Here is an 18112-nt window from a genome sequence, read left to right as displayed (position 1 = left end):
TGGTGATGAAAGAAGAACAATCTGATTCCCGTCCGGTGCCTGAAAAGACGAAGTCCCGCTGGCGTACTGCTCGTTATTTCGTAGTTCCGTTGCTGCTTCTGTTCTCGCTGTTAGGCGGCTTAATTGCAGGATATGTAATTGTAGGTAAGCAAGGGTTGTCAGGCGTATTCGAATGGAAAACCTGGCAGCATGTGATTGATCTTATATTTGCGCCTTAGTTTACTTTAAATGAGTGGGGGCGGGAAAAGGTCGCTCCGCGAATGATTTGATCTTACGATCGCTATTGCAGCGGGATTTTCTTATTTGATAAATTATTCAGATGTAAAAATCCCGTTGCAAAGGCGAACGCTCGCGCTTCTCCAGATTCAAATCCTTCGCTCCGCTGCTACCCGCCATCAGGGCCACTTTTATTAAAATAACCCCCCGCAATTTGTGTGGGGAGTATAGCATAACAAAACCCTGTGCCAGTGGCGCAGGGTTTTGTTATGCCTAAATCGTGCTTCAATGCAGCACGTCTTTTGGAACGCCAATGTAGGCTATCATAGAGGCCTTCGGTTGTTTCACTGCCCTTCACGGCAAGCGAGTATTATTGAAGCGAGGCTTTCCTTTTGAGCCAAAAGTAACTCGGCGGAGGGGATGGAATCGTTCTGAAGAAGCGATAGCGTTCGCCTTTAACCTCGGATTTTACCTTTGAATTCTTATACAATGAAAAAATCCGAGGTTAACAGCGATCGGAAGAATGATCCATCCCCGTAGCCCTTTCCCCCCCTTGACTCAAATGAAACTTCGCTTCACCCCCATAATAGGAGCACCCAATATGGTACTTCCGCGTAATTTTCTTTTTGTATCTGATAACTGTATAATGATGGGGAAGTTTATAACACTGCGGGGTAAAACCAAGCACGGGCAAAAGGGCTTCTTCGCGCCTCAGGTTGCATAACCGGCGGAAAAAGCCCCTTATCTCAACCTCCACTTCTGCAGTAGGTGAAGGATATCTAACATTGTTGCCGCCAAGAGCTGTTTTTATGCAGCGCAGGCGGGGTAATATTATGCTTGCAGTAACTCATGACTGATACAGAGTCAAACCTGCAAGCGGGAGGAGTTATTAAGGTAAATGGACAAATTGCAATTGGATGTTAATCAAATTCAGGAGATTATCCCACATCGAGCGCCATTTTTATTGGTGGATCGTATTATTGAGCTGGAGGAAGGGAAAAGAGCAGTGGGCATTAAAAATGTAACGATGAATGAGCCTCATTTCATTGGACATTTTCCGGGGTATCCCGTTATGCCTGGTGTGTTGATCACCGAAGCACTGGCTCAAGTTGGGGCTGTCGCATTACTGCATCTAGAGAGCAATCGTGGCAAAATCGGGTTCTTGGCAGGGTTGGATGGTTTCCGTTTCCGTGGACAGGTGGTTCCTGGGGATACGCTTACGCTTGAAGTGGAAATCACTCGTTCCAAAGGCGCATTTGGCAAAGGGAAAGCTACGGCTAAAGTAGGCGATACGGTAGTAGCTGAGGGCGAAATTATGTTTGCTTTATCTGACCCTCCCCAATAAATAAAGCTCTGCCGACATAAGCACGACGTCTGAACTGAGTGCATGTGTACATAGAAATCCTGTTTTGACAACCCAAAAATGGAGAGGGGAAATTCCGTATGACGCAGTTGAGTAAAAAAGCATTAGAAGGCATTGAGAGCTGGCTGCAAGACCCTTATATTGATGAAGAGACCAAACAGGAGTTGCGCGCATTGGAAGGCAACGAGCAGGAACTGGAGGATCGCTTTTACAAAGAGCTGGAATTTGGTACAGGCGGTCTGCGTGGAGTGATCGGGGCAGGAAGTAACCGGATGAACCGTTACGTCATTGGACGTGCGACTCAAGGGCTGGCTCGCTATATTTTAGAACAGCATGCTGGTAAAGAAGGCAAACCTTCGGTTGTCATTGCACATGATTCGCGTCATTTTTCACCAGAATTTGCTCTGGATGCAGCTTTGGTGCTGGCAGGCAATGGTATCGTGGCTAAGTTGTTCCCTTCCTTGCGTCCAACGCCACAGCTTTCGTTTAGTGTACGTCATTTGGGAGCCAGTGGAGGGATTGTTGTGACAGCGAGTCACAATCCTCCTGAGTACAATGGATACAAGGTATACAACGATGAAGGGGGTCAGCTTGTTCCTGATCAGGCTGAACAGGTAATTGGTTATATCCGTGAGGTTCCTTCTTTTGCCGACATTCGCAGTCTGACACGTGAAGAAGCTGAGGCACAGGGATTGTTGGTTTGGCTTGGAGAAGAGGAAGATGAAGCGTTTGTAGATACGGTAGCCAGTGTGAGTGTGAACCGTGAGCTGATTGCAGCCGGACCTGGCAAAAACTTCAAAGTTGTGTTTACACCTCTCCATGGTACTGGAAATGAACCGGTTCGTCGTGTGCTGAAGAAGATCGGTTTTGAACAGGTGCATATAGTGCCTGAGCAAGAGCTGCCAGATGCTGAGTTTTCGACTGTCAAGTCGCCAAACCCGGAAGAACGTGATGCGTTTAAACTGGCAATCGCGCTGGGTGAGAAAATTGGTGCGGATCTGTTGATCGGAACAGACCCTGATGCTGACCGTATGGGTGCAGTTGTGAAAAACCGTGATGGCGAATATGTGGTATTGTCCGGTAATCAGTCTGGCGCGATCATGGTTTACTACTTGTTGAATCAGCTGAAAGAAACAGGCAAGCTTCCGAATAATGGGGCGGTTATCAAAACCATCGTAACCAGCGAAATGGGTGCAGTCATTGCCGAACATTTTGGAGCAACTGTGTTTAACACGCTAACTGGCTTCAAGTATATTGGCGAGAAAATGAACCAGTTTGACGAAACTGGCGAGTACACCTACCTGTTTGGCTATGAAGAGAGCTATGGTTATTTGGCAGGGAATTATGCTCGCGATAAGGATGCTGTCTTGGCGGCTATGCTGATCGCTGAAGCTGCTGCTTATTACAGCACACAAGGTAAGACGCTCTATGATGTTTTACAAGAGCTGTATGAGCAGTTTGGCTACTTCCTTGAGAAGCTGGAGTCTCGTACCCTTAAGGGTAAGGATGGAGTGGCACAAATTCAGGGCAAAATGACCGATTGGCGTAGCAACGCGCCTCAAGAGATTGCAGGCGTGAAGGTAGACAAGGTACTGGACTACTCACAAGGTCTGGACGGACTTCCACAGGAAAATGTACTCAAATTTTTACTGGAGGACGGTTCGTGGTTTTGCCTGCGCCCTTCGGGAACGGAGCCAAAAATCAAAGTATACTTTGCGGTACGCGGTTCCTCGCTGTCAGACGCGGAGCAAAGAATTAGCCACCTGGTCGATGCTGTTATGGCTCGCGTAGACGCTTGAGAAAAATCCCTTTATAATAGAATAGGTTAAGGTAATTGGATAAGATTTAGTAATCGGTGACCTCTCACGGCAAAGGGCAGTACGCCGTGGAGGTCATTTCTGTATTGCAGAATAACCTGGAAGAGGCTTTGGGAAAATAGCCTTATTCCGGCAACGGAGGATTTTGCAAAATTCAATGAGTGACCTACCAAAAGGCTGAGTACGGCAAGGTGGGCAGCATTGAATTTTGCAAAATCCCGAATATTAAGGAGGTTCTTTGGTGTATCAGAAATGGCAGTATTGGAATACGGCTTCTCGAAAATGGTTATGGATTTTGGTGGCTGTCGGCTTGCTGGCTTCCATTCCGGTCATCGCCGATCGTGTGAAGACAGAATCCTCGAGTAAAAAAGTAGAGATTGTATTCGATTATCGGGATTTGACGGAGGCAGCCTCGTATCAGGCTCACCCGCAGGACTATCTGAATGAGCAACTTGACCGCTTACAGCAAGCGGGTGTGAACAGCATGGCTATGTATGAAAGTACGTTGGATGATTTCCGTAAAGCGGGTCGCGTCGTAACCTATACGACTCAGAACGTTGCCGATATGGAAAAACGGCTTTCACCTGCAAATGAGAATTTTACGTATATTGTTTTCGCTGATAAAGAAAATGCCGAGGCATTAAAGCCGTTAATTTTACGTACGTTTACAAGCCTGGACATCAATGTAAAACCTTGGACTTATCAGGGACAGGAAGGGTTAGTTGTGGAAACATCTCCAGAGGATGCGTATCTCAAGCCCATGCAGCCTGACCCGATTGCGATGAAGCAGCTTCGGAGCAAAGGATTTTTTATTGTTCCACGGATGAGCGACAGTCTTCCTTACAACCAGGAGTTGACGGAAGAGATGCTTGCTTCCTTTCAGCAGAATGGTGTAAAACGCATTTTGTTTGAAGGTGATTCAGTCAAAGGCTTCACTGATAACGAGAAAGAGCATAGCTTGGCGGCATTTGCTAAATTGCTGAACAAATACGATATTGGCCTAGCTGCTATCGAAAACTTAAAAAAACCGCAAGCAGGCTTCAATAAGCTCGCTTACGATATCCACTATAACGTTGTGCGTTTATACTCATTGAGCGATAAAGATTCAACGCTCGATGTGGAAACGTTGGCCGATCGTTTTGCATTGGCTACCAAGGATCGTAATATTCGCATGTTGTATCTGAATACCGCGCCTAGCCGTAGTATTGCTGAAGCCAAGGTGAAGGATTCGGTAGATAACCTAATCCACAGCTTGGACAAGCCGGGTAACGCTGTACAACGGATGGAGAAAAAGGGGTTTGAACTTGGACAGGCTGAACCGTTCCAAGTCGTCGATTCGTCCATTCAGCGCTATCTGAAAATGATTGTCGTACTGGGTGCACTGGCATTCTTCTCCATTATGGTGTCCTATTTCGTCCCAGCATTGACTTTGCTGGCATTTTCACTCGGTTTGGTAGGTTCAGCAGGACTTTATGTTTTGAACTCCAGCTTGATGGAGCAAGGTCTAGCCCTACTCGCGGCGATTAGCGGACCTACGGTTGCAATGATTATCGCCGTGCGTACGATTAGAATTAAACGTGAACAGGGGTCCGAACTTTCTGTAGGTCAGCGTTTGATTCAAACGCTTATACTGTACGTACAGACAGCGATTTTGTCGCTGGCTGCAGTGCCTTTTGTTATTGCTCTGTTGAATAGTATTGCTTACAGCCTTGTGCTGAACCAATTTAGAGGTGTAAGCTTGCTTCACATTCTGCCGATCTTCTTAGCAGCGATATATATTTTCTTTTATCGTGGTGTTTCTATACGGGAGGAAATTTCCAAGCTGCTACGTACGCCGATTACTGTATTGTGGGTGATCGCACTGGCTGTTATCGCAGCCGCAGGCTATTACTATTTGACTCGTACCGGAAATGCGGGTACGGTGTCGAACACGGAGCTGGTTTTCCGGAACTTCCTTGAAAATGCGTTTGGTGTACGTCCGCGCAATAAGGAATTTTTGATGGCTCACCCACTGTTTATTGCAGGGGCGTTCCTGGCTTTGAAATATCGCAAAGCAATCTATTTACTGATTATAGCTGCTATTGGCCAAGCCTCTATGGTGGATACCTTTGCTCACATTCACTCTCCAGCGGCACTGTCGCTTAGTCGCGGGCTGTTAGGATTGGGCTTCGGTCTGGTGCTGGGAATCATCGCAATTGTCGTGTGGCAAGTGCTGGAAGGGTGTTGGAAGAAATGGTCACCACAGCTCAAACGATAATCATCTCGGGTTATTACGGCTCTCACAATAGTGGAGATGAGGCCGTGCTTAAGTCGATTTTGACAGCTTTAGAGGAGGAGAGTCGTCAGGCGGGGATTACAATCAAACCTGTTGTTCTGTCTTCTGACCCCACTTGGACACAGAAAATGTACGGAGTAGAAGCTGTACCGCGGATGAGTCTGGGGGAAGTTCGTAGAGCGATTAAAAACAGCGATGGGCTAATAAGTGGCGGCGGGAGTTTGCTCCAGGATGCAACAAGCCCTAAAAGCATTCCGTATTATCTGGCAATTCTGAAACTGGCCCAATGGGCTGGAAAGCCGACGTTTGTATATGCTCAGGGCATTGGTCCGGTACAACGGAAGATATTTTACCCTATGATCCGTTCTGTGTTTCAGCGCTGTGAATATGTTTCTGTAAGAGATGAGCAGTCTGCCGCACTGCTGGGTACTATGAAACTGAAGCGCCCGGTTGTCAAAGTTGTTCCTGATCCGGTAATGGGGCTTCCATTGCCCGCGGGTTCCGAGCTGCATAAAGCAGCATTTGAGACTGATATGGATAAAATTCCAATCGTTGGCGTATCTGTACGTTACTGGGATAAAGAACGTCGCGATTTAACGGCTATTGCGGACGGCTTAAAAAGATTAGCTGCTGAGCGCCGTGTACACTTACGCTTTTTACCTTTCCATCTGCCTGATGACGAGCAGGCTTCAAGGATGGTAATGGATTTGTTGGGGGATATTAGGGGGACGGGGAGCCTTGTCAGCATGTGTGATCAAGTCACCGATCCTCAACAGATGCTTTTGGAAGTCAGCCGTTGCAGTTTGATGATCGGGATGCGATTACACAGCTTGATCTATGCAGCATCCCACCAGGTGCCTCCGTTGGGGATATCCTACGATCCTAAAATTGACCATTTCCTCAGCCGTGTCGGTAGCCAGCCTGTAGGCACTACAGAGGCACTGGATGGACAAAAACTGGCTAATGAGTCTATGCGGTTGCTAGATCAGCGAAGTCAATGGATCGAGAGCCAGGGAGCGGCCATTGCTTTGTTAAAAAGTGAGGCTCGCTTACCGGCACAGCATATCGTTAATTACTTGTGTCGCAAAGGATGATGGATACAGTGACAGTTGATAAGGTTACGAATGTGCCTACCGTCCCGATTTTCGGTGTTCCGGTATCAAGGCTTAATATGAAAGATACATTAAATGTATTAGTTCAAGCAGTGGAGTCTCGCCAGCCCCATCAAGTGATCACTGCCAATCCGATTATGGTAATGGCTGCATTGGAAGATCCAGTGTACATGAACGTGATGAAACAGGCAGAGTTGATTGTTCCGGATGGGACTGGCGTGGTCTGGGCTGCAAACTATGTAGGACATCCTGTACCTGAGCGGGTAGCGGGCTTTGACTTGTTACATGAATTACTTGCAGCTGGAGAAAACTATCATTGGAAGGTTTATTTACTGGGATCAACATCTGAGGTGATTCAAGCGACCGCAAAGCGGGTACATGAGCTTTATCCCGCAATTACGGTTTGTGGCAAGCGTGATGGTTTTTTTGGACCTAAAGAGGATGAAGCCGTGATTGCAGCCATTCGTGAAGCAAATCCTGATTTGTTGTTTGTAGCACGTGGAGCGGACACGCAGGAACCCTGGATTGGTAAATATAAGGAACAGCTGGGTGTACCGGTGATGATGGGGGTTGGCGGTAGCTTCGATGTTATATCAGGCAGAACCAAACGCGCACCTAAATTGTTTCAAAAGCTACGGGCTGAATGGTTATATAGACTCCTTAAAGAGCCAAGCCGTTACAAAAGAATGCTTGCGCTGCCGAAATTCGCCGCGAAAGTGATGCGCGAAAAAGAAAACGTCACAAAAGTGTGATAAATAGCTTGAATCTGCCTACAAAACCCGCTAATTTGCCAGAATATGAAGCTTGGTATTTATTTTTGATCAGAGTATAATTCAATGCGGTTACATCTGAAAAGGGATTGCTTTAAAATTGGGGGTCGAATGATCAAATGTTATTGATCTATATTATTGGGTTCATCATGGCACTGGGACTTGCGCTGTTACTGACACCGCTCGTCAAGAAATTCGCTGTGAAGGTTGGAGCCGTCGATGTACCGAATGCCCGAAAAGTACATACCCGAATTATGCCGCGTCTTGGCGGACTGGGGATTTTCTTGGCATTTCTGTTGTCCTTATTGGCGGTGTTACCTTTTGTGCCTGACGGAATGCTGTCCTCTCGGGATATTAACTTTATCGCAGCCTTTCTGATTGGTGGTACGCTGATTACACTGATTGGTGCTCTCGATGATCGTTTTGATCTCAATGCAAAATTGAAATTTTTGGCTCAAATTGCCGTTGCGTGTATGGTCGTGTTTGCTTTTGATATTCGTGTAGATTTTGTAAATGTACCTTTTCAGGATGCATACTCATCTTTGGAAAGCTGGATTTCCATTCCGCTTACGATTTTTTGGATCGTAGGTGTAACGAATGCCATCAATTTGATTGACGGTCTGGATGGACTGGCTGCAGGTGTCTCAGGAATTGCGATTGGAACTATCTTTGTGATGTCGGTATTGATGGGCAATTACATGGTAGCTATGCTTTGTCTTGTGCTGCTGGGCAGCATTATCGGATTTTTATTTTTCAACTTTCATCCTGCGAAAATATTCATGGGTGATACAGGGTCATTATTTTTAGGTTTCTGTCTGGCCATGCTATCCATGCTTGGTTTCAAGCAAATTGCTATCGTATCTTTTATTACGCCATTGATTATTATCGGTGTACCTTTGTCAGATACATTCTTTGCTATCATTCGTCGCAAGTTGCAGAAAAAACCGATTTTCTCTCCGGATAAAGGTCATTTGCATCACTGCTTACGCGAACTAGGTTTCAGTCACAGACAGACGGTGTTGATTATCTACGGTATTGCTGCATTTTTCGGTGTATTGGCCGTGATTCAATCGTCTGCTGCGCTTAATGAAGCGAACTGGGTCACCTTTGTCGTGATTTGTATTATGATGTTCTTCCTACAGATCGGTGCAGAGGTTATTGGTCTTGTTGGCAAGACCAAACGCCCAGTTATTAACACACTGATTCGGTTGCTGGCTAAGCCAGATTCCCAAACACGTTCGAAATTATAATTTTAATTTAAAAGTAAGCCTTCAAGCTTGGCGGTATACCGCGGGTTTGAAGGCTTTTTTGATGTTTGCTGTAAAAAAACTCCCTCCTTTTTTGAGAATTTACTAATTTTTTGTATGTTTACTACCGATAAAAAAAGTATTGAATGATTACGTACCCCAAGGTGCGACAGAATCAAAGGAGGACAATGATTTGAAACGATTGCTATCCATGTTGCTGACGGTTGGTCTCATCATTGGCTTGGTGCCGGCGGCCCTGGTAGGTACGGCTCATGCTGCGACGGGAACTTATTTTATTTTTCCAAGTGAAAAATATGATGTGGATTCGGCTAGAATGGTAAACACTGACCGAGTTACAGTTAACGGTACGATTAACGGAGTGAACGGAAGTACTATATCTTATAGTGTATTCCAACTCTCTAAAAATGGAACAAACCTTAACGTAGTTAATAAGAACGAGAGTCAAAAAGGCGGAATTACGGTCAGTGGCTCTACGCTTAAAGTTACAGACATTAAACTGTTTCCTGGTTTGAACCGGATTACATTTCAAAGTAGCCAAAATTCGGCTGATATGAAGGACTCCATTTACATTGAGTATCAGGATGGACCTAAGCTTTATGATCTATCTGCTACGCTGAATGGTGCAACCGAGCAGTTGCTAGAGAATCAGACAGCGGTGCTGACAGACGCACGCAATAGCGGTACGGATGATGTAAAAGTAGTCATTCAAGGTACGGCTCCTAATGCTGACAGTGTAACGCTCACGTCTGCAAAAAGCAGTAATACGTACACAGTTAACTCTTATACCGCATATAAATTAACAGGTAGTGTGGTACTCAGTCCAGGTAAAAATATAGTGACTATTAAAGTGGGCAACGGAACTCAGGCCCTCACAGTTACACGTGAAATTACGATTTATACGGGTAAACCGGAATTCTCTGATTTGACCTTGAACAAGGATGGAAATGTTTCTGCCGATCTGACCACTTCGCCTGACTTTACTGTATCGTCTACAAGTGGTGTGGTTTTAAAAGGTAACGTTTTGGTACCAGCTGGTGCGACCGATCCAGGAGTGGCCACAATTAATGCACGTTTTACCGATGTGAGTAACAATGGTAGTGCTGTGGGTAGTGCGACTGGGATTGATGCCACAATTGATACTGCAAATATAGTTACATCAAATGGCTATAAAGTATATCCATTTCAGGTGACTGTACCTTCGGAAGCTGTACTTGATCATTTGACCAGGGCATCCCTGGGCATAACTTATACGGATAGCAGTACACCTCCAGCTCCATCGGCTGTCCAATTTACGTTGCGCAGCAGTACTCAGCCGTATATTGATGATATTAACTATCTTCCTGATTTTAATACTCAATTGTTGAACAGAACTAAAGGAAGCGGGTCTGATCAGGCAGCTGCCCTAGATGAAGCTATGAAATTAACAGGTAGCTCTATGAAGAACAAGACTACAGATGCTGCATCTGTACCTGTAGGTATGGAGTTTATCGTTGTTAATGGTGCACCTTCTTCGATTAGTGAGCTTTCCGGAGTAACGGTTCATACTGTAGGGTCTCCTCAAGATGTGATTCGGACAATCAATGGTAAGTCAACGCAAGTAAAGAAAATTGTTGCTTATGTAGACACTTTACCTAAAGAAGGACAAAATGTACTGAATTTTTATCTGAATGGTGACTCGACTAAGTTAATTAAAGCAACAGTGAATCTGTTGCAGGGTCCGTTCATGAAATACGATACGATTTATGATGGGCAACAAATTCCGTTGAATACATCCAGCTCAAACTTGAATACCTATAAATTGACTCAGCTGGGCAACTTTAAAGGTAAATTACTTGATGTGAGTAACGCAGCAGATATTCATTACACTGGAAGTAACCGAAATGTATTCCTGTATGTTAATAATGTATTGGTTGATTTGGATGGTTCAGGAGCGGACTTCAAGCTTGCTGCTTCCTCGGAAACAGCCGCAGCCAATGCCTTGGCGAACGGGAATAATGAAATCAAGTTTGTATACAAGCCAGGTATTGAGTATAGCAATACGGTAAAAGTAAACTTTACACAGACGAATATTCCAGTAATTCCTGTTCCGAATACACAAGGAATCATCCCTTTTACACCAGTTAGTGGCTTGAGCAATACGCCGAAATATAGCGAAATTGCTCCGAAATCAAAAGATGCTAATTTCACCAAAGTGGATGACACTAACTACAACACATCTCTGAAAAATATCAATGTATTTGGTACTTTCAGTATTGCTGATTTGGGTAAAGCAGATCAGGTAAGTGGTTCGTTAAGTGATATTGCTAATAAAGATCAATATATTTTGGAGATTAAGGGATCGGATGACAGTGAAGTCAACTGGACGCTGAGTAACGAGTTTTTCTCAGCAGAAGATGCTAAGACAACATACAATTCCGGTTCTACTACAGATAAATTTACAAATAAAGATTTAAAAGACCTGCTTGTGTACTACCATCCGGACAAAAAGTATTTCAGCTTTGTGTTGAAAAACCAAACTATTTCGCAAGATGGAACACCAGTAGCTTATAACATTACCTTGTACAATAGCGGCAAGAGCGGACCATTTGCTACTTTCCGACTGCAAGTATCAGGTCAATCCACATCTTTTGATATTTTGCGTCCGCTCCCTGAAAAGAGAATCGTGAATCAAAACTTTGTGCAAGTTGTTGTAAACGCAGGTAATGCAGATAGTGTTACGGTAGGTAAAGAAACAGCAGTTCAAGAGGGATTCGACTCTGATTATGATGGTACCATTGATTATCCATCTACTTACAAAGCCATCGTTACAGGTCTAAAAGCCAACAAAGATAATAAAATTGACGTAGTGGTTACTGTAGGCAAAGAAAAATTGAAACAGACCATTACTGTTAAATATGTGCCTACTAATATTCCTGGTGAGCAGTACATGGAAGCGATGAAAACATCGCACAAAGTGTTCGATGGCAATCTTACACTTGCTTTTGCAAAGGGAACGAGTCTGATTCGTCGGGATTACGATCAACCGCAACAGTTCAAAAACCAGGTTTTCTCTGGTCACACTTTGTACTTTGCAATAGCAAATAGCGAAGATGGTGTGGTCGATCGTCATGAATTTGAAACCGAAAAAGCATTGTCGGATATGCAGAGCTTGATTGCAGATGGAAGTAGATACTTTAACAGAGAATTCCCAAATCGTTTTACCAAGTCAAGTCCAGTATTCTGGATTGACCCAGGTACAGCAGATGACATTAAAACAGATGATTACGATCCGGTAACTTATGGTGCCGATCCTTATCAATTGGCTAACAAGTCGCAAAATGACAGTAGCAAGATTAAAAACTTCTACTGGCGTGATCCTTCTAATGAATTAGTACCATCCAAGCGTGCAACATTAACTTTGACGTATGATAACAGTATCGCTCAGGATGCAGGGAAACAAATGACGGTGTTCTATTTTGATTCTGATCTTAAAGATTGGCAGAACATTGGTGGTGTGGTGGATCCGAAAAAACATACCATTAAGGTACCGTTTGATCGTTTCGGTTACTATGTAGTTGCTAAAGTTGGAGAAACGTATAGTGATGTCATTAAGCATAAATACGCCAGAGATTACATCGAAGCCATCTTGGCTAAAGGTGTTATGAACCCAATGGATCCGATTAATAGCTTTGGACCAGACAGCTACATTAAAAGAGGCGAATTTACGTCTATGATCGTCAAAGGTCTGCAAATTCCGCTTAATTTCAGCGGAGCGAAGCATTTCGACGACGTGTCTATTCCAAATACGATATCAGCAGATGCGCTCTATGATTATCGTTATATTGAAACAGCTGCACGCGCCGGTATTGTCAAAGGTTCGCAACCAAGAATCTTTATGCCGGAAGATGTAATCACACGCCAAGATGCAGCAGTCATTATTGCCAAGGCATTGAATTTGAAGCTGGAAACAGATCATGACAAGATCATGAAGAACCTGTCTAAGACCTTTAAAGATGCGGACAAGATTGATTACTATGCGCAAGCATCTATATTGGCTATTGCCAAAAAAGGCTTTATCACAGGGTCACCTGTGGATGCAAGCGATCTGAAAAAGGGATATATGTTTAATCCTACTTCCTTGACCTTGCGCGGAGATGCAGCGATTATTGTAGCTAAAGTTATGGCTGATAAAAAGCTGCTTCCTAAAATCTAATCAACAAAACACCTGAAATTATTAAACATCCCTCCATGCGAAATGGTAATTCCCTTTCATATACATGAGAGGGATGTTTTTTATAAATCAGCTATTTGACTGGGATTAAGGGCCTATGCCATAATATCAATGAGGTAAAAATTGTGGATTAGCCTTACAATGTTTTTGGTTTTGGATTTGGCTTAAACGTCTGTAATTAATTGCTTTTTTTTAAGTATTTATCTCAAAATGTGTTTATTATTTTTCTATATGTTTTTTTTGCACATTTATCTGAAACTTTACGCCTATTTCATCGTAGTAGAGGATGTGTGTGTTTTAATATTACATAGAGAAGTGAGTGGGGAGTGATGAGATGTCTCAGTTTTCAATACGCCGTCCTGTAACAGTATTTATGTTAATTATTGCTTTGTTAATCGGGGGCGGTATTTTTGCGTTAAGACTTCCTGTAGAGCAAATGCCGGATATGAAGCTGCCATTCGCTGCAGTGGTGACTAGTATTCCAAATGCAACGCCTACAGAAGTTGAGGAATTGGTTACTAAACCTATTGAGAAAAGTCTGGCTTCTATTGAGAACGTGGACACAATCATGTCCGAGTCTTCAGAAGGAACATCTATGGTCATGATTCAATTTAACTGGGGAGTAGATATCAATCAAGCAACCCTCGACATGCGAGATAAAGTTGATGGGGTTAAAGGGTCTCTTCCCAAGGCGGCTAATTCGCCGCGTGTCCTTAAGGTTGATCTCAACGCAACGCCGGTTATTACGCTCTCTCTTACAGGAGACCAGGATATTAACAAGTTGAAGCCTATTGCTGAAGATATTATTGAGCCGCGGCTTGAAAGAATTGCGGGAGTAGCTGCAGCCAACATGTCAGGTGGGCAAGCTCGGCTTGTGAAGATTACTGTAGACCAAGCCAAACTTCAAAGCTATGGCATTACGCTAGATCAAATCAGCCAAGCGCTATCGTCTAATAACGTAGCGGGTTCTGCTGGTTCGGTGTACCGAGGTAATACAGAAATCCAACTTCGGGTTCAAGGTGAATACAAAGCTGTTTCAGAAATGGGTGAAACGCCAATTCCAGTAGGGAAGGGAAGCATTAAGCTAAAGGACATCGCGACAGTTGAAGATTCCTTGGATGATGTTACAACCATTTCTACCTATAACGGAAAGCCAAGTATCAATATTTCTGTTACTAAAGCCACAGGGGGGAATACCCTTTCAATCGCCGATTCTGTAAAGGATAGTTTAGATTCGATACGGAAGGAATTGCCTCCGGGAACTCAATTGGAGATGGTAACAGATGCATCCAAACCGATTAGCGACTCCGTACACTCACTAGTAGAGCATGCTATATTGGGACTTATTATCGCAGCTATTGTGTTGCTGTTATTTTTGAATAGTATACGTTCTACCATTATTGCTACTATCGTTATTCCAATTTCCTTCGTAGCTACGTTTATGATGATGTATTTCACCGGACAAACCATTAATATTATTTCACTGAGCGGTTTGCTTCTGGGGTTAGGATCCTTTGTCGATTTTGCGGTTGTTATTATTGAGAATATTTTTAGACAGCGACATGAAGGGAAAAGCATGCTACAAGGGGCTATTGATGGCTCCAAGCAGGTGGGTAATGCCGTTATGGCATCTGCACTTGCGCAGATCGTAGTATTTTTACCAGTTGTTTTTGTTGACGGAATTGCGGGAGTTCTATTTAAACCGTTGGCGTTAACAGTTATTTTCTCTCACATTGCAGCCTTGCTTGTATCCCTTATGATTGTGCCGATGCTGGGATCACGTTGGCTACCTACCGTGCCAGATGAATCCATTTATTCTTCAGGTACTTATAAGGGTGTTAACCCTATTGTGTGGTTTAATATTGGTTTCGAGAAATTTAAGAGTGGGTATCGCCGTATACTGAAGTGGGGAATTAACCATAGAAAATCTGTGTTAATTATTACTTTATTAATGTTTGTGGCAGCTGGGGCTCTAGTTCCTTTCGTTAAGGCTGAATTTATCCCAGCATCCGATACTGGGGAATTCACAATTAATGTGAAACTTCCTAATGGAACGGTCTTGGAAGAAACGGAAAAGGTTGTTCAAGATATAGAAAAAGAAATTTTGAAAGTTCCGGATCTAGATAAAATGACAGTGACTGTTGGTTCTGGTGGCAATTCTGGTTATTCAGGGGCAGCTCCAACCAACTCAGCAGATCTAAGTGTAACACTGAAGGATGGACATCAGGCAACAGATGTTATAGTTGATGGCCTTCGTAAAAAATTTGATAGCATTCCAGATGCAGAGATTACAATGGCGTCTACAACAGGCCTTTCAAGCGGAGCGGCTGTTAATATTAACTTAAAAGGTGACGATATTGACGTCCTGAGAGAACTCTCGGACAATCTCGTTGCGGACGTAAAAAACATACCGGGTACGGTCAATGTGAAAAGTACCTTGAGTGCTGTTCGCGAAGAATATGAGATTACCGTTAATCGTGAACTTGCAAGTCGATATGGCTTATCAGCGACCCAAATCTTATCTGCAGTGAATACTTCTTTTAATGGATCAGTCGCCACAAGCTATCGTACAGGTGAAGATCAGATTGATGTGAAGATATCGTTGCCAGAGAAAAACCGCCATGATTTGTCAAATCTAAAAGCCTTACGGATCACCACTTCGCAAGGTATTGATGTACCTTTGTCTTCCGTAGTAAGTATTGATAAACGGACTGTACCCGATACTGTTACTCGTGAAGACCAAACGCGTCAAGTGCAGATTACAGCTGATATTGATGGAACAGGGGATATTCTTACTATTAATCAAAAAATAGATGCTCTATTGAAGACTACTCACTTCCCAGAGGGCTACAGTGCAGATACGGGTGGCGGCCAAAATGAACAAATGATGGAGTCTTTCATGAACTTAGCGATAGCTATTTTGCTATCTGTCGTGCTCATTTATATGGTTATGGCAGGACAGTTCGAATCGTTGCTCACACCGTTTGTTATTATGTTTTCCGTTCCACCTACGGTAATTGGTGTGCTTATCGGTTTAGCTGTAACCGGGGCGAGTCTCAGCGTTTCAGCTTTGACAGGTTACATCATGCTCGTCGGTTTGGTCGTCAACAATGCCATTGTTATGATTGACTTTATAATTCAGCTCCGAAAAGACGGCCAAGATCGGGATGAAGCTATTATTCATGGAGCGTCTGAGCGGTTGCGTCCGATTTTGATGACCACGCTGGCTACGGTACTAGCTTTGCTCCCAATGGCATTCGCTACAGGCAGTGGTAACGAGACACAAGCACCGATGGCAGTTGTTGTTGTATTCGGGTTATCCTTCGCAGCTGTTATTACATTGATTCTTATTCCGGTAGTCTACGTCATCATGGATAATATGATAGAAAAACGTAAGAATCGGAAATTAAAAAGACAAGCAAAGAGAGAACAAAAAAAAGAAGCGAAACTACAAAAAAGTGTTCATATATAAGGTGAGGTGGAGAAACATAATGAATAAAAAAAGTGCTCTGATTGCTACAACTTTGCTTTTATCAGTTGCATTAGCGGGTTGCGGTGGGGGGGAGGCCCCTGCCGCACCAACTACGGCGCAGCAAGCCATTCCGGTCCAAGTGGCAAAAGTGACCAAAGGTAGTATTAACGATTCAACAGGTATTATTGGAAGCTTTGCTCCTAAAGAGACGGCTCAGGTGTCTCCGAAAATTAGTGGCAAAATTCAAAGCATTAACCTTACAGTGGGGCAAAAAGTAAATAAGGGCGACACATTGTTTACTATAGACCAAAAGGACTTGCGGGACTCGATTAAGCAATCCCAGGAATCGTACCAGGTTGCCCTGGCCAATTTAAAGCAGGCAGAGTCAGGTGCAGCGCAATCGGTGCAGCAGGCAGAATCCAGCGTGGATCAAGCCAAAAGTGCGCTTGTCCAGCAAGACAACACGATCACTCAAGCTCAGACCAGTCTGGTAGATGCTCAGAGTTCTGTGCGTGATGCTCAAAATACGCTTAATCGCAACCAACAGCTGTTTAGTGCGGGTGCTCTTTCTCAATCCGAGTTAGAGCAGTCTCAAATAGCGCATAGAAGAGCTCTGACTGCGGTGGAGAATGCACAGATCACACTTCACAATGCGCAAACGTCTAAGGAAAGTGCGCAAACAACATATAATAATGCTCAAAAATCATTACGTCTTGCACAACAGAAAACGGGCATTGACGTAGCTCGTGCTTCTGTCAATCAGGCTAAGTCCAGTTTAGACACAGCTCGTAGTCAATTAGTGGATACTGTAGTCAAAGCTCCGATTTCCGGCACGATATCGGTAGTAACAGGAACCCAAGGGCAAATGGTTAGTGCACAATCTGCGGTTGCTACAATAGCGAATACCAATCCTATTATTGCCAAAGTTAACGTTTCTGAATCTGAGCTTCTTAAGTTGCGGGTGGGTTCATCTGTGACTGTAGGTGTGGACTCCTTAGACAAGCGAATTGAGGCCAGAGTATCGGCCGTCAATCCGGTAATGGATAATGATCTCAAGGCATATCCTGTCGAGATTTCAGTTCCTAATGGTTCTGGTGAATTAAAATCAGGGATGGTTGTAACTGTATACATGAAATCAGAAGCTCCTAAAAACATTTTGGTATCGCAGGATGCCATTACGGAGCAGGCAGGGAAAAAGTATGCTTATGTAGTGGAAGGAACAGTGGCTAAGCGGGTAGAGGTGCAGACAGGCCAGGAAAGTGCCAAACAGATTGAAGTAACCAAGGGGCTTGCTGAAGGACAAAATGTTGTCGTTAAGGGCGTTAGTCTGCTTACGGATGGCGCGAAGATTAATGTAGTGAAGTAATTTGTCTCGGTTATATTTACCGTAAATCACTGTTACTCCGTCATTCCTACTACTTAAAGTGTATTAGAGTATTAGATTTCAAGGGAATCTATAGACTTTATGTGCTTTATATATTCTATGGATAATTCTTAGCGAATATACTCCATTAAAGGCCGACTTAAATGTACGGAAATAATCCTTGTACATTTAAGGTTGATAAGGTAAAAGTTGTAGGATGACGGAGGAACAGGTTCAATAGTATAA

The 18112-nt window shown here is 43.8% G+C and carries 10 protein-coding genes; all 10 read left to right on the top strand.

Features of this window, described 5'->3' with window-relative positions:
- Positions 1–5: 5 nt before the first annotated feature.
- Positions 6–218, top strand: a complete 213-nt coding sequence (locus ACM1ND_RS24620; RefSeq protein ID WP_028542171.1) for a DNA-directed RNA polymerase subunit beta — start codon at positions 6–8, stop codon at positions 216–218.
- An 896-nt stretch (positions 219–1114) separates the two neighbouring features.
- Positions 1115–1561 (top strand): 3-hydroxyacyl-ACP dehydratase FabZ, encoded by a 447-nt coding sequence (fabZ, locus tag ACM1ND_RS24615; RefSeq protein ID WP_013312312.1) that lies wholly within the window; start codon positions 1115–1117, stop codon positions 1559–1561.
- Positions 1562–1659: 98 nt separating this feature from the next.
- Positions 1660–3378 (top strand): phospho-sugar mutase, encoded by a 1719-nt coding sequence (locus tag ACM1ND_RS24610; RefSeq protein ID WP_023990696.1) that lies wholly within the window; start codon positions 1660–1662, stop codon positions 3376–3378.
- 259 nt (positions 3379–3637) lie between these two features.
- Positions 3638–5653: a DUF5693 family protein gene (locus tag ACM1ND_RS24605; protein ID WP_025724240.1), complete on the top strand. Its 2016-nt coding sequence runs from the start codon at positions 3638–3640 to the stop codon at positions 5651–5653.
- On the top strand, positions 5629–6765 hold the full coding sequence (gene csaB / locus ACM1ND_RS24600; protein WP_068938915.1) for a polysaccharide pyruvyl transferase CsaB: 1137 nt from the start codon (positions 5629–5631) through the stop codon (positions 6763–6765). The genes ACM1ND_RS24605 and csaB overlap by 25 nt, the downstream gene beginning before the upstream one ends.
- A gap of 8 nt (positions 6766–6773) precedes the next feature.
- Positions 6774–7535 (top strand): WecB/TagA/CpsF family glycosyltransferase, encoded by a 762-nt coding sequence (locus ACM1ND_RS24595; protein WP_025724242.1) that lies wholly within the window; start codon positions 6774–6776, stop codon positions 7533–7535.
- Between the two features lie 137 nt (positions 7536–7672).
- Positions 7673–8803: a glycosyltransferase family 4 protein gene (locus ACM1ND_RS24590; RefSeq protein WP_013312307.1), complete on the top strand. Its 1131-nt coding sequence runs from the start codon at positions 7673–7675 to the stop codon at positions 8801–8803.
- Positions 8804–8993: 190 nt separating this feature from the next.
- Positions 8994–13013, top strand: a complete 4020-nt coding sequence (locus tag ACM1ND_RS24585; protein ID WP_418026734.1) for an S-layer homology domain-containing protein — start codon at positions 8994–8996, stop codon at positions 13011–13013.
- A 352-nt stretch (positions 13014–13365) separates the two neighbouring features.
- Positions 13366–16503 carry an efflux RND transporter permease subunit gene (locus ACM1ND_RS24580; RefSeq protein WP_053326259.1) on the top strand — a complete coding sequence of 1046 codons (3138 nt, stop codon included), beginning with the start codon at positions 13366–13368 and terminating at the stop codon, positions 16501–16503.
- Positions 16504–16522: 19 nt separating this feature from the next.
- Complete coding sequence (locus tag ACM1ND_RS24575) at positions 16523–17869, top strand: efflux RND transporter periplasmic adaptor subunit (protein WP_418026732.1); 1347 nt, start codon at positions 16523–16525, stop codon at positions 17867–17869.
- The last annotated feature ends 243 nt before the right edge of the window (positions 17870–18112 follow it).

It is taken from the genome of Paenibacillus sp. JJ1722 (assembly GCF_048282685.1).
Taxonomy (GTDB): Bacteria; Bacillota; Bacilli; order Paenibacillales; family Paenibacillaceae; genus Paenibacillus; species Paenibacillus polymyxa_B.
The sequence above is the reverse complement of the archived record's forward strand: the minus strand, read 5'-3'. Positions and strand labels throughout refer to the sequence as shown.